This window comes from Thioalkalivibrio sp. ALR17-21 (assembly GCF_000420185.1).
GTDB lineage: Bacteria > Pseudomonadota > Gammaproteobacteria > Ectothiorhodospirales > Ectothiorhodospiraceae > Thioalkalivibrio > Thioalkalivibrio halophilus.
The window spans coordinates 40,096-58,091 of the sequence record NZ_ATUL01000013.1; the positions used below are offsets into that span (position 1 = coordinate 40,096).

The 17,996-nt window shown below is 65.9% G+C and carries 15 protein-coding genes; 4 read left to right on the forward strand and 11 right to left on the reverse strand.

All coding sequences use genetic code 11. From position 1 onward, the window contains the following. Nucleotides 1-3: 3 nt before the first annotated feature. The 5 genes from G020_RS0108405 to folB form a co-directional block, all read right to left on the reverse strand. Nucleotides 4-942 (reverse strand): ABC transporter substrate-binding protein, encoded by a 939-nt coding sequence (locus tag G020_RS0108405; RefSeq protein ID WP_369774059.1) that lies wholly within the window; start codon nt 940-942, stop codon nt 4-6. Nucleotides 943-1,453: 511 nt separating this feature from the next. Beyond that, nucleotides 1,454-2,704, reverse strand: coding sequence for an ammonium transporter (locus G020_RS0108410; protein ID WP_024329291.1), 1,251 nt, complete (start codon nt 2,702-2,704; stop codon nt 1,454-1,456). A gap of 39 nt (nt 2,705-2,743) precedes the next feature. Next, the gene (gene glnK / locus G020_RS0108415; RefSeq protein ID WP_018869196.1) at nt 2,744-3,082 is read right to left on the reverse strand and encodes a P-II family nitrogen regulator; all 339 of its coding nucleotides are present in this window, start codon (nt 3,080-3,082) and stop codon (nt 2,744-2,746) included. Nucleotides 3,083-3,154: 72 nt separating this feature from the next. Next, the gene (locus G020_RS0108420; RefSeq protein WP_024329292.1) at nt 3,155-3,877 is read right to left on the reverse strand and encodes a TorF family putative porin; all 723 of its coding nucleotides are present in this window, start codon (nt 3,875-3,877) and stop codon (nt 3,155-3,157) included. A gap of 319 nt (nt 3,878-4,196) precedes the next feature. Then, nucleotides 4,197-4,559, reverse strand: a complete 363-nt coding sequence (gene folB / locus G020_RS0108425) for a dihydroneopterin aldolase (RefSeq protein ID WP_018869194.1) — start codon at nt 4,557-4,559, stop codon at nt 4,197-4,199. A gap of 144 nt (nt 4,560-4,703) precedes the next feature. Between folB and G020_RS0108430 the strand changes: the two genes are divergently transcribed. From G020_RS0108430 to G020_RS0108445, 4 genes are all read left to right on the forward strand, one after another. Further along, a complete protein-coding gene (locus tag G020_RS0108430; protein ID WP_024329293.1) occupies nt 4,704-5,699 on the forward strand; it encodes an amidoligase family protein in 996 nt (331 codons plus the stop codon). A gap of 16 nt (nt 5,700-5,715) precedes the next feature. Next, a complete protein-coding gene (locus tag G020_RS0108435) occupies nt 5,716-6,504 on the forward strand; it encodes a gamma-glutamyl-gamma-aminobutyrate hydrolase family protein (RefSeq protein ID WP_024329294.1) in 789 nt (262 codons plus the stop codon). Between the two features lie 173 nt (nt 6,505-6,677). Next, nucleotides 6,678-8,942 carry a GGDEF and EAL domain-containing protein gene (locus G020_RS0108440; RefSeq protein WP_024329295.1) on the forward strand — a complete coding sequence of 755 codons (2,265 nt, stop codon included), beginning with the start codon at nt 6,678-6,680 and terminating at the stop codon, nt 8,940-8,942. Then, nucleotides 8,939-11,815 (forward strand): chemotaxis protein CheB, encoded by a 2,877-nt coding sequence (locus G020_RS0108445; RefSeq protein WP_024329296.1) that lies wholly within the window; start codon nt 8,939-8,941, stop codon nt 11,813-11,815. The genes G020_RS0108440 and G020_RS0108445 overlap by 4 nt, the downstream gene beginning before the upstream one ends. Here G020_RS0108445 and msrA read toward each other — a convergent pair. The 6 genes from msrA to trkA all read right to left on the reverse strand — a co-directional run bounded on the left by msrA (nt 11,797) and on the right by trkA (nt 17,996). Next, the gene (gene msrA, locus G020_RS0108450; RefSeq protein ID WP_024329297.1) at nt 11,797-12,438 is read right to left on the reverse strand and encodes a peptide-methionine (S)-S-oxide reductase MsrA; all 642 of its coding nucleotides are present in this window, start codon (nt 12,436-12,438) and stop codon (nt 11,797-11,799) included. The genes G020_RS0108445 and msrA overlap by 19 nt on opposite strands. Beyond that, on the reverse strand, nt 12,438-13,625 hold the full coding sequence (locus G020_RS0108455; protein ID WP_024329298.1) for a PQQ-dependent sugar dehydrogenase: 1,188 nt from the start codon (nt 13,623-13,625) through the stop codon (nt 12,438-12,440). Before G020_RS0108455 ends, msrA begins: the two co-directional genes overlap by 1 nt. A gap of 191 nt (nt 13,626-13,816) precedes the next feature. Further along, the gene (locus G020_RS0108460; RefSeq protein ID WP_024329299.1) at nt 13,817-14,776 is read right to left on the reverse strand and encodes a lipid A biosynthesis acyltransferase; all 960 of its coding nucleotides are present in this window, start codon (nt 14,774-14,776) and stop codon (nt 13,817-13,819) included. Then, a complete protein-coding gene (locus G020_RS0108465) occupies nt 14,773-15,117 on the reverse strand; it encodes a tetratricopeptide repeat protein (RefSeq protein WP_018869187.1) in 345 nt (114 codons plus the stop codon). Before G020_RS0108465 ends, G020_RS0108460 begins: the two co-directional genes overlap by 4 nt. Nucleotides 15,118-15,151: 34 nt before the next feature. Next, on the reverse strand, nt 15,152-16,606 hold the full coding sequence (locus tag G020_RS0108470) for a TrkH family potassium uptake protein (RefSeq protein WP_024329300.1): 1,455 nt from the start codon (nt 16,604-16,606) through the stop codon (nt 15,152-15,154). A 10-nt stretch (nt 16,607-16,616) separates the two neighbouring features. Next, entirely contained in the window at nt 16,617-17,996 is a 1,380-nt protein-coding gene (gene trkA, locus G020_RS0108475) for a Trk system potassium transporter TrkA (protein WP_024329301.1), read from the reverse strand.

Here is a 17,996-nt window from a genome sequence, read left to right on the forward strand (position 1 = left end):
CAGTCAGGCGGTCTCGCTCGGACTCAGACGCAGATCGATCACCTCGTCCGCGATGTTCGAATCGAAATATCCGAGTTCGATCAGGTAGTCGACGCCCTGGCGGATCCCATCCGCGGATTCCTGCGACATTACCGGTGCCGGCGGCTGACGCTTCAGGGCGACTTCCAGCACCTCGCGTGACGCGCTGAACAGAGGCTCCAGGTCGTCCAGCGCCGACTCGAAGTCGGAATGGAACTGTTCCCCTGCCTCCTTGAGGACCTCCATGTAGCGCGTCGCCACCTCCGGGCGCTCTTCCATGAAATCGGCAGTGGCATTAATCACGCAATCCGCCGCATCCGGGCCCCAGACATCGTTGCTTGTGGCGATGTATTTGCCGCCCGACTCCTTGACCACGGTCTCGGCATAGGGCTGTGCAAGGGTACAGACATCGACGTTGCCGTTGATCAGGGCCTCGCCCATCCCCGGCATGCCGTTAAAGAACGTCATCTCGTAGTCACTGTATGAAAGCCCGTTCTGCGACATCGTCCCGTAGGCAACCAGCTCCAGTGTGTCCAGCCGCAACGTACCGACCCGCAGCCCCTGGCCCGCCGCTTCGACGAACTCCTCCACGGACGTCACCGAGCCTTCGCGTGCCACCAGCTCGATCCCGGAGATGCCGCTACCGCCAATAATCCGCAGGCCATCATTGCCCTCGGCATAATCCGCCATGGACGCTGTCCATGGGTTGTGGGCCACATCCACTCCCCCGACGCCGAGCGCCCGGAGATTCTCCATGGGGCCGTTGAACTGGGTAATGTCCACGGCCAGCCCGGCCTCCTTGAAGAGCCCCCGTTGCGCGGCCAGGAGCAGGTGAGAAATACACCCCGCGGGCAGGTGCCCCGCCTTCACCATTTCATCCGCAACCCCGGCCCTGGCACTTCCGGTGGTCGCTAGCAATGCCATGCCGGCCGAGGAAAGACTCAACGCACCACAGGCACATCCCGTTCGAAGGAACTTACGGCGATCGGGGCTGAATGCCGTATTCGCGGCGTCCGCGCGACGGGGCGAAACGAGGTTTGCAAGCTTCTTGAATTTCATTGGCTCTATCTCCGCTGACCATCACCACAAAGAGACTGATTTGTCTCGCATGTAACTGGCCTGCAAACGGAGTGCCAGAAATAATCTTTCCGCAATTTCAATTGGTTATTAAGCAAACCCCAAACAAGGAAGATCAACACTGGTGCGAATTGCCCCGCCACTGATCGTATTCGCACTCGCAACGAACAGGCACCCCCCCGATCGGCAGGTCCGCGGGATCCGCGTTCATCGCCCCAAAAAAGAGGGCGCCACGAGGGCGCCCTGAAGGCCAACTTCCGGGTCCCGGGAGAGACCGTGCTGTCGGCGTCGGAGGAGACAAGTTGCGGGGCCGGCCCCCCGGCCCCGTCCAGCCTGCGTACAGGCTATGGGTTTCGCGTTACTTGTTCGTGAACTCGGGGTAGGCCTCGAGGCCGCACTCGGTCACGTCGGCACCGATCTCTTCTTCCTCTTCACCCAGGCGGATGCCCATGGCCATTTTGAGGACGAACCACACCAGCAGGCTGGCGAGGAAGACGAAGACGAAGATCGCCGCCAGACCCGCGATCTGCGCCACGAAGGTCGCATCCGGGTTGGACAGCAGCACCGCGAGGACACCCCAGATGCCGGCCGTGCCGTGGGCCGAGATCGCACCCACCGGGTCATCGATCTTGACCTTGTCCAGGGCGACGATGGAGAACACCACGATCACGCCACCCACGGCGCCGATGAAGGTCGCCAGCAGCGGGCTGGGCATCAGCGGTTCGGCGGTGATGGACACCAGGCCGGCGACCGCGCCGTTCAGGGCCATGGTCAGATCGGCCTTGCCGAACATCAGGCGGGTGGTGATCAGCGCGGCAATCACGCCCCCGGCCGCGGCCAGGTTGGTGTTGGTGAACACGGCCGCCACGGCATTCGCGGATTCAACGTCGGACACCTTGAGCTCGGAACCGCCGTTGAAGCCGAACCAGCCCAGCCAGAGGATCAGCACGCCCAACGTCGCCAGCGGCATGCTGGAGCCCGGGATCGCGTTGATCTGGCCGTCCTTGCCGTACTTGCCCTTGCGCGCCCCCAGCAGCAGAACGCCCGCCAGCGCGGCCACGGCACCGGTGAAGTGGACGATGCCCGAACCGGCGTAGTCGAGATAGCCGATCTGGTCCAGCATGCCGCCGCCCCAGCTCCAGAAGCCCTGGATCGGGTAGATCACGCCGGTGAGCACCACGGCGAAGGCGAGGAAGGCCCACAGCTTCATGCGCTCGGCCACCGCACCGGAGACGATCGACATCGCGGTCGCCACGAACACCACCTGGAAGAAGAAATCCGCGCGATCCGAGTAGTAGATGTCGCCGCCGCTGCCCAGCACCTCGGCCACGGCGTTGTCACCGGTGATGAAGAAGCCCAGGCCCGGGATCAGAGAAGTGAGCCCGTCGCTGTACATGATGTTGTAGCCGATCAGCATGTACATGACCGAGGCAATGGAATAAAGGGAGATGTTCTTGGTAAGGATTTCGGCCACGCTCTTGGTCCGCACCATGCCGGCCTCGAGCATGGTAAAGCCCGCGGCCATCCACATGACCAGAGCACCGGCCATCAGGAAGTAAAAGGTGTCAAGGGCGTAGGCCACCTCGACGACTTGCTGTTCGATATCCATTTTCGGATTACCTCATCTAATAATGACCGAGATGGGCGCTCAGAGCGCTTCGGTTCCGGTTTCACCCGTGCGGATTCGCAGGACCTGCTCGACCGGCGAGACAAAGATCTTTCCGTCCCCGATCTTGCCGGTGCTCGCGGCCTTCGAAACGGCTTCGATCACCTGGTCGACCAGGCTGTCATCCACCGCAACCTCCAGCTTGACCTTGGGCAGAAAGTCCACGACGTATTCGGCACCGCGGTACAGTTCGGTGTGGCCACGCTGGCGACCGAAACCCTTGACTTCGGTCATGGTGATGCCCTGCACACCGATCTCGGACATCGCCTCGCGCACATCATCAAGCTTGAACGGCTTGATCACGGCAGTAATCATCTTCATGTCATGCTCCTCTCAGGCGGGTCGCCACCGGGGGCAACGACCCGCAACGAAGTTTTGCTTCCGGTTCAACGTTCAGAAGGATTTCGACCAGCCCACCCAGGCACGCATGTCTTCGTCATCGACGTCGGCATAGGCCAGGTTCAGGCTGAATTCGCCGAATTCGCCGGCATCGCGAGCGAGGCTGGCGGAGTAGTGGGTGTAATCGTCATTGTCGCTGTCGTCGTACGTCTGACGTCCGACCATGAAACCGGCGCTGTAGACCTCGGCGAACGGCACATCCAGACCACCGTAGAAGTACACGTCGTCACTTTCGAGGAGCGACTCCGAGGCACTGTCGGTCACCACCCACTGGACACCGCCATAAAAGCCGATCACGTCCATGTCATAACTGACCGACCCGACCAGCTCGCCGAAGTCGTATGAGACGGAATCACCTTCGAACGAGGCATCCGGATAGGCGTAATAGACATACCCCACGTCGTAGCCGAAACCGTTATCAAAGGAATCGGCAAAACCACCGTAAAGGTCGAGCTCGTAGGTCGTGCCATCATCTTCCCCGAAATCCACGTTGGAAGCCCAGGTCCCCAGGTAAAACCCGGAGGCATGCTCCCAGTCAAAACCACCCTGGATAGCGGCGCCGCCATCGGTTTCGGAAAAGCCCCGCAGTTCATAATCGGACACGATCGAGATATTGGCCGACACCTCGGCGGCCGCGCTGGAAGTAAAGACGACACCCCCGGTGGACCCGACGGCCAGGATCGCGGTGGCGACGGCGGAATAGGCGAATTTCTTCATTGGTTGACTCCCTCTGCGTGTTTTCTGGATGTCGCTGCTTGTCGACACCCGTTCCTTGCAGGGGGCGTGCCAGAAACGTTAAACGGGGCAAAAACCGGTTTTATGCAACGCTGTTGCGGGCAAACCACGGGTGATTGCCACGAACGGGTGCAATCACAAAGTGCAGGCGCACCAAAAGGGGGCAATACGAGGCGGGGCCGCCACCGGAAAGGGCGCCGCGCGGGAAAGAGCAGTACGGGAAAGCTGTGCGGGAGACAGGAGCAGGAAGTGTGGAAGCGTCCTGCCAATCGGCCAGGGCCTGCGCGCCGAAGTCCCGAGGTCAGTCGGTGGCGAGCGAGCCGCGTTCGATGGTGATGCCCACCTCGCGCACCCCGGCCACCGCGCCCGGTTTGCCCAGGGTGATGCGCAGCCACGGCGAACCGAACTGCGCCATCAGGGTCTCGGCGATCTCCTCGGCGAGGGATTCGAGCAGGATGTGGGGTTCGCGGGTCACGATGGCCCGCACCGCGTTGGCCACGGCCTCGTAGTCAACCGTGTCTTCGATCTCGCCGGAGTGGGCGGCCACGCGAGTGTCCGCCGCCAGCTCGATGTCGAAGCGCAGCGGGCGCTGCATGCGCTGTTCCCAGTCGTAGACGCCGACCACGGCGGGGATTTCGAGATCGCGCAGATAGATACGGTCCATGCGGGACACCGGGGACACAGGGTTGCGGAGGGGCTTATCGTACTGCCTGCCCCCGCCCGCGTACACCGGGGCGTGCGATGGTGGCGCAACGCGCTACCATGCCCGAACAGTCCGACCGAACAGCGTCGCCAGGAGAGCCGCCGCATGTCCACCACTTCGTTTCAGCCACTGCCGTGGACCCGGACCCCCGAGGGGGCCCTGCGCCGGGTCGGCGTGGAGATCGAGATGGCAGGGGTCTCGCTGGAGACGATGGCCCGCGCCATCATCGACGAATTCGGCGGGCACATCGAAGCCGAGCATGCCTTCGTGCTGCATGTCCGCGACAGTGACGCGGGGGATTTCCAGCTGGAGCTGGATGCCCGCGTACTCAAGGACCGCGGCTATCGCGAGCACCTGGCCCGGCTGGGGGTCGACCTGGACGACCGCGACCAGGAAGCACTGGAGGCCTGGCTGGCCGATGCCGCCGGGCGCCTGGTCCCGCACGAGATCGTGGCGCCACCCCTGGAGCCTGCGCAGCTGCCCCGCCTGGACCGGGTGCGTGCCGCGCTGCAACAGGAAGGTGCCCTGGGCACGGAACGCTCCCTGCTCTACGCCTTCGGGCTGCAGCTGAACATCGAGATCCACAGCCGCGAGCCCGAATGGCTGCTGGCCATCCTGCGAGCCTTCGTGCTCATGTACGAGATCCTCGCGCAGGCGGGGGCCATCGACCTGTCGCGCCGCCTGTCGCCCTACATCCGGCCGTTCCCCGGCGCCTTCGTGCGCCACATTCTCGACCCCGATTTCACCCCGGACCGTGCATCGCTGATCGACACCTGGCTGGCGCACAACCCCACGCGCAACCGTCCGCTGGACCTGCTCCCGGTACTGGCGGAGCTGGACCCCGAACGCGTTGCGGCGGCGCCGGTGGAACACGAACTGATCAAGCCGCGTCCCGCCCTGCATTACCGGTTGCCGGACTGCCGCATCGACGACCCGGCCTGGAGCCTGGCGCACCCGCTGAACGGCTGGGTGGAAGTGGAACAGCTGGCCGCCCACCCCGAACGCCTCGACCGACTCGCGCGGGAATACCTGGAACGCCCGGGCCAGGCGGTGGGCCGCTGGGCCGACGAATGGATGCAGCGGCTGCGTGCCTGGTTCTGAACGCCCGCACCGCCCGGTGATCGCCGTCACCGGCCCGGACCGTGGCGGCACGCCCGCGTGGCTGTTCACCGCCCTCGCGGTGTGGCGGGCCGGCGGCCGCCCCCTGCGCATCCGCCCCGGGCGTCCCCGCCGCAACCGCCGCATCGACGCGCTGATCGTCGGCGGCGGGGCTGACGTCGATCCCGGGCTTTATGGCGAGACGCTGCCCGACGGCCCAGGCAGCGCGGCGATCCGGCAGGCCGAACGACGCCTGTCACAGCGCCTGATCGGCTACGCCTTCTATCCCGCGCTGTGGTTGCTGCGCCGGCTGTTCCAGTCGAAGAGGTCATCGCTGGACCCGGAGCGCGACCGGCTGGAGAAATCCCTGATTCACCACGCGCTGGACGAGCACCTGCCGATCCTCGGCATCTGCCGCGGGATGCAGCTGATCAACGTGGTGCGCGGCGGCAGTCTGCATCGCGACCTGGCCGCGTTCCACGCGGAGACCCCCAACGCCCGCAGCCTCTTGCCGGTCAAGCAGGTACGACTGGATCCGCACTCGCGGCTGTCCGCCATCCTTGGCGATGCACCGCTGCGCGTGAACGCCCTGCACGATCAGGCCGTCGACCGCCTTGGCCACGACCTGAACGTTGTCGGACGCGAACCCTCGCGCGTGGTCCAGGCCATCGAGGCCGGCGGCCGCGATTTCTGCATCGGCGTGCAGTGGCACCCCGAATACCTGCCGCAGAAGGCCCGCCACCAGCGCCTGTTCCGGGCGCTGGTGGCCGCGGCCTGCGCCCCCCGCGTTCGCACCGGGTCCGAATAAATACTTGCGAACCTTGTGGAAAACCTCTAGCTTGGCCGGACAATCCGAAGGGTCTTCTTCACCGGGTGGGCGCATCCACCCGACGGGCGATCGTCACACAACCCCGGCCCGCCGGCTCCGAACAGGGAGATCCCTGCCCGTCGCCGGCGGGCCCGCGACCCGGGTACGCTCCGATGACCGACGAGCAACAAGCGCAAGGAGAATCGCCGCTCCCGGAAACCCTGGAGCAGGCGCGGGAGCGCATACGGGAACTGGAAACCGAACAGGAAGGTGCCCAACGGACCCTGGAAGAACTGCGCCTGCACCAGGAAGAGCTGCACGCCCAGAACGAGGAACTGCGGCAGACGCAGCAGGCCCTGGCTCAAGCCAGTCAGCGCTATCAGGATCTGTTCGACTTTGCCCCCGTGGCATTCCTGGTTCTCGATGCCAACGGGGAAACGGTGGAAGTTAATCGCACCGCGACGCGCATGCTGGGACTGCCACGCAGCCATCTGCTGCAGCAGCCACTGCGGCGGTTCCTCGACACCTCCAGCCGCGAGCCGTTCCACCAGCTTCTGGCCGCCGCCGGACACGGCACCCCGCCGGAGGATTTCGAGCTGGTACTCAACACGCCCGAGCAGTCGGAACTGCACGTGCAGGTCAGCCTTTCCCCGGACCACGACCCGGCGGGTCTGCGTTTCCGTCTGGCCATGGTGGATGTCACGGCCCGCAAGCGCGCCGAACAGCATCAGCGTCTGGCCGCCACGGTGTTCGAGGAAAGCAACGAAGGCATCATCGTGACCGACGCCCGTGCCCGCATCCAGCGGGTCAATCATGCATTCACCATCGTCACCGGATATCAGGAAGACGAAGTCGTCGGCCGTACTCCGGGTCTGCTCTCGTCGGGGCGCCATGACCGCAGCTTCTACGAGCACATGTGGAACCGGCTCCAGGAGGAAGGCCACTGGATGGGAGAGGTCTGGAACCGGCGCAAGAACGGCGAGATCTACCCGGAGTGGCTGAAGATCAACGCGGTCACCGACCGGGACGGGAACATCCGGCATTACCTCGGGATCTTTTCCGACATCGGTGATCACGGCCAGACGGGACAGGATGTCGAACGCTTTGCTTTCTATGATGCCCTTACCGGCCTGCCCAACCGGACCCTGCTGCACGAACGCCTCAAGCACGGCCTGATGCGCTCCAAACGCGACGGCAGGATGGTCGGCGTGTTCTATCTGGACCTGGACGGCTTCAAGACCCTCAACGACACCCTGGGTCATCAGGCCGGAGATCAGCTGCTGCAGCAGGCAGCGGAACGGCTGCAGAAGGTCATCCGCCCCTCCGATACGGTCGCGCGGCTGGGCGGCGACGAGTTCACCGTGGTGCTGTGCGAACTGGACGACGAGGAGACGGCGATGCAGACCGCCCGACGGGTGGCCGGCGACATCCTCGCGGCCCTGCGGCGCCCGTTCCACATTCACGGTAACGAAGTCATCTCCGGGGGAAGCATCGGCATCGCCCTGTTCCCGCGGGACGGCTCGACCTGCAGCGAACTCGCCAAGCACGCCGATATCGCGATGTATCAGGCCAAGGAGGACGGCGGACAGAAGTACGCCTTTTTCGCCCCCGAGATGAATCGCCAGCTCGAACGGCGGGTATCGCTCGAGAACCAGCTCCGGCACGCCCTGGGGCGGAACGAACTGAGCCTCGCCTTCCAGCCGGTGGTGGATACCCGGCAGGGGCGCGTGGCGGGCGTGGAGGCCCTGATGCGATGGGACGGCTTCGACGGCTCGATCTCGCCCCTGGAGTTCATCCCGATCCTCGAGAACCTCGGCCTCGGCGCGGAGGTGGCCCGCTGGACCCTGGAGCAGGCCTGCAATGCCTTGCGCGACTGGGCATTCCCCGGTGCCGAAGAGCTGTGGCTGGCCGTGAATTTCTCTCCCCGACAGCTCCACGGCCTGACCGCGGGGGATCTCCGCGACACCTTCGCGAAGACCGGAGTGCAACCGACGCGCGTGGTCGTGGAAGCGACCGAGGACCATTTCCGGGACGATGCGAGCTCCGTCATCTCCACCCTCCACGATCTGCGCAGCCTGGGGGTGCGGGTCGCCCTGGACGACTTCGGGACCGGCCATTCGTCGCTGGGGAGGCTGCGCCACATGCCGATCGATATCATCAAGCTGGACCGCAGCTTTGTCCGCGGCCTGCCGGAGGACACCTGTGACCTGGCGATCGTCAACACGGTGATGACCATGGCCAGGCATCTGGACATGCACTTCCTCGCCGAGGGCGTGGAAACCTGCGAACAACTGGGACTTCTGCGGGATCAGGGCTGCGACCTGATTCAGGGGTACGTCTACATTCCCCCGCTCCCTGCCAGCGACTGTGCCCGCTGGTGCGAAGAATTCCACCGGGACGGGCCATCCTCACCCTCGCAATGCGGAGATCCCACGTGAGCACACCCGATTACATCGTCGGGATCGGCGCCTCCGCAGGCGGGCTGGAAGCCCTGGATGCGTTTTTCCAGCAGATGCCGCCCGACAGCGGCCTGAGCTTCGTCGTGGTTCAGCACCTGTCGCCCGACTACAAGAGCCTGATGGCCGAACTGCTGTCGCGGCACACGGAGATGCCGGTACAGCGTGCCGAAGACGGCGAAACCGTGGCCGCCAACCAGGTGTATCTGATCCCGCCGCGCAAGAACCTGACGCTGTTCCACGGCAAGCTGATCCTCAGCGAGCAGGATGCAAGCCGTGGCGTGAATCTTCCCATCGATGTCTTCCTCCGTTCCCTCGCGGAAGATCAGGGCGAACGCGCGATCGCCGTCATCCTGTCCGGCACCGGGTCCGACGGCACCCGCGGCATCCGCGCCATCAAGGAACAGGGCGGGATGATCATGGCGCAGTCCGCCGATTCGGCCAAGTTCGATGGCATGCCGCGCAGCGCCGCGGCCACTGGCCTCCCGGACTTCGTGCTGCCACCGGAGGAGATGCCACGCCTGCTGCAGTCTTTCGTGCAGCATCCGCATTCCGCCAAGGCCGAGGGCCCCGGTGTCATCGTCACCGACGAGGATGCCCTCACCCGGATCTTCGCGCTGCTGCGCGAGGATTCCAGCATCGACTTCACCTTCTACAAATCCAGCACCGTTGTGCGCCGCATCGAGCGCCGGATGACCGTCAACGAAATCGGCGAACTGCGGGACTATGCCCGCTATCTCGAGCGCCATCGCGATGAGGTCAACACCCTGCGGCGTGAACTCCTGATCGGTGTCACCAGCTTTTTCCGCGACCGCGAGGTCTGGGAGTATCTGGAGCAATCGGTGCTGCCGGGGCTGATCGAGAACAGTGGCAAGGGGGGCCTGCGCTTCTGGGTCGCCGGCTGCTCCACCGGCGAGGAGGCGTACAGCCTGGCCATCATCACCCGCGAGGTCATGGACCGCCTCGGCCTCACCGTGGACGTCAAGATCTTCGCGACCGACGTGGACCGCAATGCCGTGCAGAACGCCGGCAGCGGGATCTATCCCGAGAGCATCGTCGCCGATCTGCCCCCGGATCTGCTGGCCAAGTACTTCCAGCGCCAGGACGAGCAGTTCCAGATTGCCCGCCGGATCCGCGAGATGGTGGTGTTCGCCCCGCACGACCTGTTGCGGGATCCCCCGTTCACCAACATCCAGCTGGTGTCATGCCGCAATCTGCTGATCTATCTGCAGCCCGTGCTGCAGAAAAAGGTCCTGGACCTGTTCAACTTCTCCCTGAGCCCGGACGGTGTCCTCGTCCTCGGCAACAGCGAGACCGTGGGTGACGCGCCCGATACCTACGAACCCGTCGACCAGAAACTGCGGATCTTCCGGACCCGGGGCAAGCGCCGTCTGCCCGCCAACCAGGAATCCCGCGAACACAGCATGCGCACGGGGCCGAGCCCCTCCGGGCCGTCCGGTCGCGCCGCCCGCCAGGAACACGAGGAAGAACGACTGCTCGGACGCCTGGTAGAAACCCTGGGCGAAGAGATCCTGCCCCTGATTCTGGTCGTCAGCCAGGACCTGGAACTGCGCCATGTGGTCGGCAACCCCGAGGGTTATCTCCACATGCCCACGGGCCGCGTGCACCACGACATTACCCGCCTGGCAACCGCGGACCTGGCCACCCCGCTGGCCACCGGGCTGCAGAAAGTGTTCAAAACCGGTGAACGCACCAGCTACAGCAACGTTCATCTGCGCCTGCGCGAAGAGAAACAGGTCGTGGAGCTGCGCATGCTCCCGCTGCCGACACACAAGGGCCAGACACCGCTGGCTGCGGTGGTCATCCGGCCGCAGCACCAGCAGGCCTCTTCCAGCGACGAGGCCGTCGTCTACGACCTTGACCAGGAGACCCAGCAGCGCATCGCCGACCTGGAAGCCGAACTGCAGTTCACGCGGGAGAACCTGCAGGCCACGGTGGAGGAGCTGGAAACCGCCAACGAAGAACTCCAGGCGTCCAATGAAGAACTGCAGGCGTCGAACGAAGAGCTGCAGAGCACCAACGAGGAGCTGCAGTCGGTCAACGAGGAACTGCACACCGTCAACGCCGAATACCAGAGCAAGATCAGCGAGCTCTACGAGCTCAACAACGATCTCGACAACCTCCTTTCGGCCAATGGCATTGCCTCCCTGTTCCTCGACAGCCAGCTGCGAATCCGGCGCTACACCCCGGCCCTGACGGAGGTCTGCCAGATCACCGACGGCGACATCGGGGGCCATCTGGCGGAGGTCTGTCGGCGGCTGGGAGCGCAGGACCTGCCGGAACTCGCATGCCAGGTGCAGCGGGAGCGGCAGCCGGCGGAACGTGAAGTACACCTGGGACGGGGCCGCTGGTATCTGCTGACCATGCACCCCTATCAGGTCGGATCCGAGTACACCTCCTCGGTGGTGATGAGCCTGGTGGACGTCACCCACCTGAAGGACACGCAACGGGCGCTGGAGGCATCCCAGCTGCATTTCCGCCGGCTGTTCGACGAGGCGCCGCACATCATCCTGCTGCTGGACCCGCAGGGCCGAATCCGCGAACTCAACCGGACAGCCCACGAGCGGCTGGGGTCCGCCCTTGAGGGCCTGGAATCACCGGACCTTCGCGAACTGATCCCGGACCCGCCCGACGATGAGGGCGGCCACCAGGCCCTGGAGTCACTCCTGAAGGGAGCCCCCCTCAGTGAAGGCCGCATCCGGCTGCGGATCCCGGACGGCACGGAAATCCCCGCCGAGGCCAGCGGGGTGCCCGAAATGGTCGAGGGTCGTGTCACCGGTGCGCGCATCGTGCTGCGCGACATGCGCGAGCGCGCTCAGACCGGGGACGGATAGGCGACGCGCAGGCCACCCAGGCCGCAATAGCCGTCCGGAACCTTCGCCAGATACTGCTGGTGATACTCCTCGGCGAAGTAGTACGCCTCCAGCTCGCGGATCTCGGTGGTGACCGGTCCCAGTCCCGCCGCCTGCAGCGCGGTGTTGAAACGCTCGCGGCTGGCCAGCGCGGCCTCGTAATGGGCCGGGTCCACGGTGTACACCCCGGAACGGTACTGGGTCCCGACATCATTGCCCTGACGCATCCCCTGGGTCGGGTCGTGTCCCTCCCAGAAGGTGCGGAACAGGGTCTCTGTCGACACCGCGCGTGGATCGAACACCACCCGCACCAGTTCGGCATGGCCGGTCCGGCCACTGCAGACCTCGCGGTAGGTCGGATTGGGGGTGTACCCGCCGCCGTAACCCACGCTGGAGGAATACACCCCTTCGAGCTGCCAGAACAGTCGCTCGGCGCCCCAGAAGCAGCCCATGCCGAAGTGGATGATTTCCATGCCATCGGGGTACGGCGGCGCCAGCGGGGTCCCCAGCACCGCATGGCGTTCCGGCACCGGCATGGCCTCGCTCCGGCCGGGCAGGGCGCTCTCGGGCTCCACCATCTGCGGCTGCATCCAGTCGCCGAACATCATTCGCTGCCGTGGTCGCCGCCCGGGCGCAGCCGCAGCAGCTCGCCGGGGTTATGGTCGGTCAGCACCCAGATCGCGCCGTCGTGCACGCGCACGTCGCGCACCCGGCGGTCCAGATCGGGCAGCACCTCCACCTCGCTGACCAGCTCGCGATCATCGAAAGTCAGACGGCGCAGGGTACGGTGGGCCAGCCCGCCCGCCAGCAGGTCGCCGTCCCACTCGGCAAAGGCCGGATCCCGCAGGATCGCCATGCCGGAAGGCGCAATCGACGGCGTCCAGTGGTGCAACGGGGAGACCATCCCCTCCTTCTCGGTGATGCCCTCCCCGATCTGGCCGCCACCGTACTCCTCGCCATGGGTGATCACCGGCCAGCCGTAGTTGTTGCCCGGCTCGACGATGTTGACCTCGTCCCCGCCCTGCGGCCCGTGCTGGTTCTCCCACAGGGTGCCGGTCTCGGGGTCCATCACCATGCCCTGCGAGTTGCGCACGCCATACGCCCAGATTTCGTCACGCCGGTCGGCGTCATCCACGAACGGGTTGTCCGCGGGGACCGAGCCGTCGTCGTGCAGGCGGATGATGGTACCGATGTGGTTGGACGGATCCTGCGCCTGGTGGCGGTCCCCGCGGTCGCCGACGCTGATGAACACGTGAGTGTCGTCGTCGAACACGATGCGGCTGCCGAAATGGCGCCCGCCCCGCACGCCCGGCTCGGCGGTGAACAGGGTCTCGACGTCGCTCAGGGCCCCGTCCTCGAGACGCCCGCGCGCCAGACGCGTGGTCAGCCCGCCGTCCACGCTGGCCGCATAGGTGAAGTACAGCCAGCGGTTGTCGGCGAATTCCGGATGCAGGGCCAGATCCAGCAACCCGCCCTGGTTGCGCGCCCGCAGGTCATCCGGCAGCCCCGGCACCAGTTCACCCCGGCCGGAAAAATCCGGGCCGTGGTCGCCGGCCGGGAAATGCCGCAGCGCGCCCGGGCGCTCGCTGATCAGCGCCGAGCCATCGGGCAGAAAGGCAATGGCCCATGGGTGATTGAGCCCCTCGTGCAGAATCTCCACCGACAGCCCGTCGGCCGACGCCTCCACCGCCTCGGGCGACGGCGCCGAGGCTCCGGAACATCCCGCGACGAGAAAACTCCCGGCGGCCAGCGCGGCCAGACTGCGACGCACAACGTGAACCGGTTTCATCATGATGCTCCTCCCGTCAATCCTTCTTCTTTGGTCCGGAACCGTGCCTTCCGGGTTCCGGCGTGTGCCCGTACCCCGTTCACGGCTCCGCGCGCGTATTCGTACCAGGTGCCCCACATCCCGAGGTGGGTGCGCAGCAGCCACGGCGTATCGTCAGGCTCGGGTCGATAATTGGTGTCGCCCTCGGGCATGGATCAGTAGAGCGGGGGCTCGCCCTCGGGGCGGGTGCGGAACAGGCGCAGGGTCCACAGATACTGCGCCGGGGCCTGTTCCACGCCCCGTTCGATAGCGGCATTCATGGCCCGTGCGTCGACCGCGTCGTCGCCCGAGGGGAAGCCCTCCATTGGAGGCCACAGGCGCATCACGTATTCGTCACGGGCGAGGTCGTACCAGGCGAAACTCGGCAGCACCACCGCCCGCGACATGCGCGTCAGCCGTCCCAGAGCGGTCAGCGTAGCCTTGGATACACCGAAGAAATCCACGAACACCGCGCCGTCGGCGCCCAGGTCCTCGTCCGGCAGGTAATAGAAGAACCGCCCGCGACGCAGTTGGCGAATCGCCGGGCGCAGCCCCTGCTCGCGGGCGAAGATGTCCCCGGAGTAGCGGGTGCGGCTGCGGTGGTTGATCCACTCCAGCACGGGGTTCTTCATCGGCTTGGCGAAGGAGACCCCGTCGTACATCTGGCTCATGCGCACCCCGCCGTAATCCAGCCCCAGCGAGTGCGGGGCGAGGATGATCACCGGTGTCCCGTCGGAGCGCGCGCGTTCGTAGTGCTCCAGCCCGTCCACCCGGATGCGCGAGGCATGCTCGCCGGGCTTGCCGAACCACAGGAGCCCGTAGTCCAGCACGGTCTGCGCCTGGTAGCGGTAGAAAGCGGCCAGCCGCGCTTCGCGTTCGGCCGCATCCAGCTGCGGGAAGCACAGCTCGAGGTTGCGTTCGGCGATCCGGCGGCTGCGCCCCGAGCGGCGGTACAGCAGGCGGCCGATGCCCCGGGCCAGCGCCTGCACCGCCGAACGCGGGATCTGCTGCAGCACCCAGGCCAGCGCAACGCCAACCCAGGTGAGCCAGTAGCGGGGGGCGAAATGCCGCGCGGTCAGCGGCGCCCGGTAGGCACCGACGTCCGCCTCCTCCCCGGGGGCATCGTCACGGCTCATGTGTCCGCATCACCTCCGGCCTCCAGCAGGCGGCGGGCGCGCTTCGCGGAGACCTCCATTTCCTTGACCGCCTGCAGGTCGCCCTTCTCCTCGGCGATGGCCATGCCCCGCTCGCAGACCTCCAGCGCACGCTGCGGGCGCTCCAGCGCCACCAGGGTCTTTGCCAGCAGTTTCCACGCCGCGGAGTAGCCCTCGTCCAGCTCCAGCGCGCGCTCCAGGTGCTCAACCGCCGCCTCCTGCTGGCCATCGGTCACCAGGGCGTTGCCCAGCGAGAAGCGCAGCATCGCGGAGTCCTCGCCTCCGTCCAGCATGTTCTGGAAACGTTCGACCATCTGCGACATGGACGACCTCCTGTCTCGTGAATACCCGCCCAGACTAGCGCTGCCAGAACGCCGGGGACAGAAGCACCAGCACGGTGAAGATTTCCAGCCGCCCCATCAGCATGGCCAGGATCAGCACCCATTTGCTGAAGTCGTTGATGGACTGGAAGTTCGGCCCCACCTCGCCCAGGCCGGGGCCGAGGTTGTTGAGGGTGGCCGCCACCGCCGAGAACGCCGTGACCTGATCCAGGCCCGAGGCCATCACCGCCAGCATCATCACCACGAACACCATCACATAAGCCGCGAGGAAGCCCCACACCGCCTGCACCACACGGTCCGGGGCCTCCTTGCCGTTGACCTTCACGGCGATGCGCGCATGCGGATGGATCAGGCGCTTCACCTCGCGCATGCCCTGCTTCATCAGCAGCAGCACGCGCACCACCTTGATGCCGCCACCGGTGGATCCGGTGCAGCCACCGACGAACGACAGGAAGATCAGCAGCACCGGCAGAAACCCCGGCCAGAGGTAGAAGTCGTCGGTGGCGTAACCGGTGGTGGTGCCGATGGACACCACGTGGAACGCGGCCCGGCGGAAGGCGTCCGCGCCGTCCGCGGCAAAGCCGGTCACCAGCATGTAGGCCACCACCACGGCCACCGCCGAGGCCATCAGGATCAGGTAGGTGCGCAGCTCCTCGTCACGCCGATAGGGCGCGACCGACGCACGATGCAGGGCGAGGAAATGCACCGCGAAGTTCATCCCGGCGATCAGCATGAAGACGATCGCCACGCCCTCGATGGCGGCGGAATCGAAGTGGCCAAGGCTGGCGTCGTAGGTGGAGAACCCGCCGATCGCCACGGTGGTGAAGGAATGCGCGATCGCGTCGAAGACCTCCATCCCGGCGACCCAGTAGGCCACCGCACAGGCCACCGTCAGGCCGAGGTAGATGTACCACAGGTTGCGCGCGGTCTCGGCGATGCGCGGGGTCAGCTTGTTGTCGCGGATCGGGCCCGGGGTTTCGGCCTTGAACAGCTGCATGCCGCCCACGCCCAGCAGCGGCAGGATGGCCACTGCCAGCACGATGATGCCCATGCCGCCCATCCATTGAAGCTGCTGGCGATACCACAGCAACGCCTTCGGCATGTCGTCCAGCCCGGTCAGCACGGTGGCGCCAGTGGTGGTCAGCCCCGACATCGACTCGAAGGCCGCATCGGTGAAACTGACGTTCAGATGCGGGTCGAGCACCATCGGCGTCGCCCCGGCCAGGCCCAGACCCAGCCAGAACATCACCACCAGGATGAACCCGTCGCGCGGCTGCAGTTCGCGATGCGCGCGATACAGCGGCCCCCAGAGCATCCCGCCGACCAGAAGCAGCACGATGAACGCCTGCATGAACACGTACGCGGTGGACTCGTCGTAGATGTACCCGACGAGTGCGGGCGGCAGCATGCTCAGGCTGAACAGCGTGAGCAGGATCCCCAGCAGGCGCGCGGTGGAGGCGAGATGGAGCACGGCGGACGGCTCAGAAGAACAGCGGGCTGGGCTGGAACAGGCGCTGGACCTGCTTCACCTTGCCACGGTCGGTGAGGAACAGGATGACGTGATCCCCCGAATGGATCACCGTGTCGTGGTGCGGGATAAGGACCTCGTCGTCGCGCACCACGGCACCGACGCTGGCCCCCTCCGGAAGGTTGATCTCGTCGATCCGGCGGTCCACCACCTGCGAGGTGCGCGAATCGCCGCTGACTACGGTTTCAATCGCCTCGGCCGCGCCGCGGCGCAGGGTATGCACGGTGGCGGTCCCACCCTCGCGTACCCGGGCCAGCAGGGCGCTCACCGTGGCCTGCTGCGGCGACAGCGCGACATCGATGGTCCCGCTCTGCAGCAGATCCACGTAACTCGGGCGGTTGATCAGCGACATCACCTTGCGCACGCCGGAGCGCTTGGCCAGCATCCCGGCGAAGATATTGGCCTGATCGTCGTTGGTCACCGCGCAGAAGACGTCGCTGTGCTCGACGTTGACCGCCTCCAGGAAGCGGTCGTCGGCGCTGTCACCCTGCAGCACCAGCACGTTGCCGGGCAGTTCCCGGGCGAGCTGATCCGCCCGCTCCGGGTCGCGCTCGATCACCTTCACCCGATAGCGCTTGCTCAGGGCCTCGGCCAGCCGCCGGCCGATGTTGCCGCCGCCGGCGATCATGATCCGCTTGTAGGGCTTCTCCAGCTTGCGCAGCTCGGAGGTGACGGCGCGGATGTTCTTCTTCGCCGCGACGAAGAAGACCTCGTCATCGGCCTCCACCACAGTGTCGCCGTCCGGCTGAATGGAACGCTCGTGACGGAAGATCGCCGCGACCCGGGTATGGACCCCCGGCATGTCGTAGCGCAGATTCTTCAGCTCGTGGCCCACCAGCGGCCCGCCGTAGTAGGCGCGCACGCCCACCAGCGACACCCGCCCCTCGGCGAACTCCAGGACCTGCAGCGAGCCGGGATGCTCGATCAGGCGCTGGATATGGCTGGTCACGATCGCCTCGGGCGAGATCAGCATGTCCACCGGGATCGCATCCTGGGCGAACAGTTCCGGGGTCTCGTGATAGTCGCGGGCCCGTACCCGGGCGATCTTGGTCTCGATGTTGAACAGCGTGGAGCCGATCTGACAGGCCAGCATGTTGACCTCGTCGGAATCGGTCACCGCCACCAGCATGGAGGCATCCCGCGCCCCGGCGGCGTCCAGTACCGACGGATGGGCCCCGAAGCCGTGGATCGTCTTGAGATCGAACTGATCTTCCAGCTCGGCCAGGCGTTCGGCACGGTTGTCGACGACGGTGATGTCGATCCCGTCGGCACTCAGGGCCTCGGCCAGGGACTGACCGACCTGACCGGCCCCCAGGATGATGATCTGTTTCAT

What these genes read in the sequence shown, in the direction of transcription:
- G020_RS0108405 (WP_369774059.1), bottom strand. Translation starts at nt 942, where the DNA reads ATGGCATTGCTAGCGACCACCGGAAGTGCCAGGGCCGGGGTTGCGGAT.
- G020_RS0108410 (WP_024329291.1), bottom strand. Translation starts at nt 2,704, where the DNA reads ATGGATATCGAACAGCAAGTCGTCGAGGTGGCCTACGCCCTTGACACC.
- glnK (WP_018869196.1), bottom strand. Translation starts at nt 3,082, where the DNA reads ATGAAGATGATTACTGCCGTGATCAAGCCGTTCAAGCTTGATGATGTG.
- G020_RS0108420 (WP_024329292.1), bottom strand. Translation starts at nt 3,877, where the DNA reads ATGAAGAAATTCGCCTATTCCGCCGTCGCCACCGCGATCCTGGCCGTC.
- folB (WP_018869194.1), bottom strand. Translation starts at nt 4,559, where the DNA reads ATGGACCGTATCTATCTGCGCGATCTCGAAATCCCCGCCGTGGTCGGC.
- G020_RS0108430 (WP_024329293.1), top strand. Translation starts at nt 4,704, where the DNA reads ATGTCCACCACTTCGTTTCAGCCACTGCCGTGGACCCGGACCCCCGAG.
- G020_RS0108440 (WP_024329295.1), top strand. Translation starts at nt 6,678, where the DNA reads ATGACCGACGAGCAACAAGCGCAAGGAGAATCGCCGCTCCCGGAAACC.
- msrA (WP_024329297.1), bottom strand. Translation starts at nt 12,438, where the DNA reads ATGTTCGGCGACTGGATGCAGCCGCAGATGGTGGAGCCCGAGAGCGCC.
- G020_RS0108455 (WP_024329298.1), bottom strand. Translation starts at nt 13,625, where the DNA reads ATGATGAAACCGGTTCACGTTGTGCGTCGCAGTCTGGCCGCGCTGGCC.
- G020_RS0108460 (WP_024329299.1), bottom strand. Translation starts at nt 14,776, where the DNA reads ATGAGCCGTGACGATGCCCCCGGGGAGGAGGCGGACGTCGGTGCCTAC.
- G020_RS0108465 (WP_018869187.1), bottom strand. Translation starts at nt 15,117, where the DNA reads ATGTCGCAGATGGTCGAACGTTTCCAGAACATGCTGGACGGAGGCGAG.
- trkA (WP_024329301.1), bottom strand. Translation starts at nt 17,996, where the DNA reads ATGAAACAGATCATCATCCTGGGGGCCGGTCAGGTCGGTCAGTCCCTG.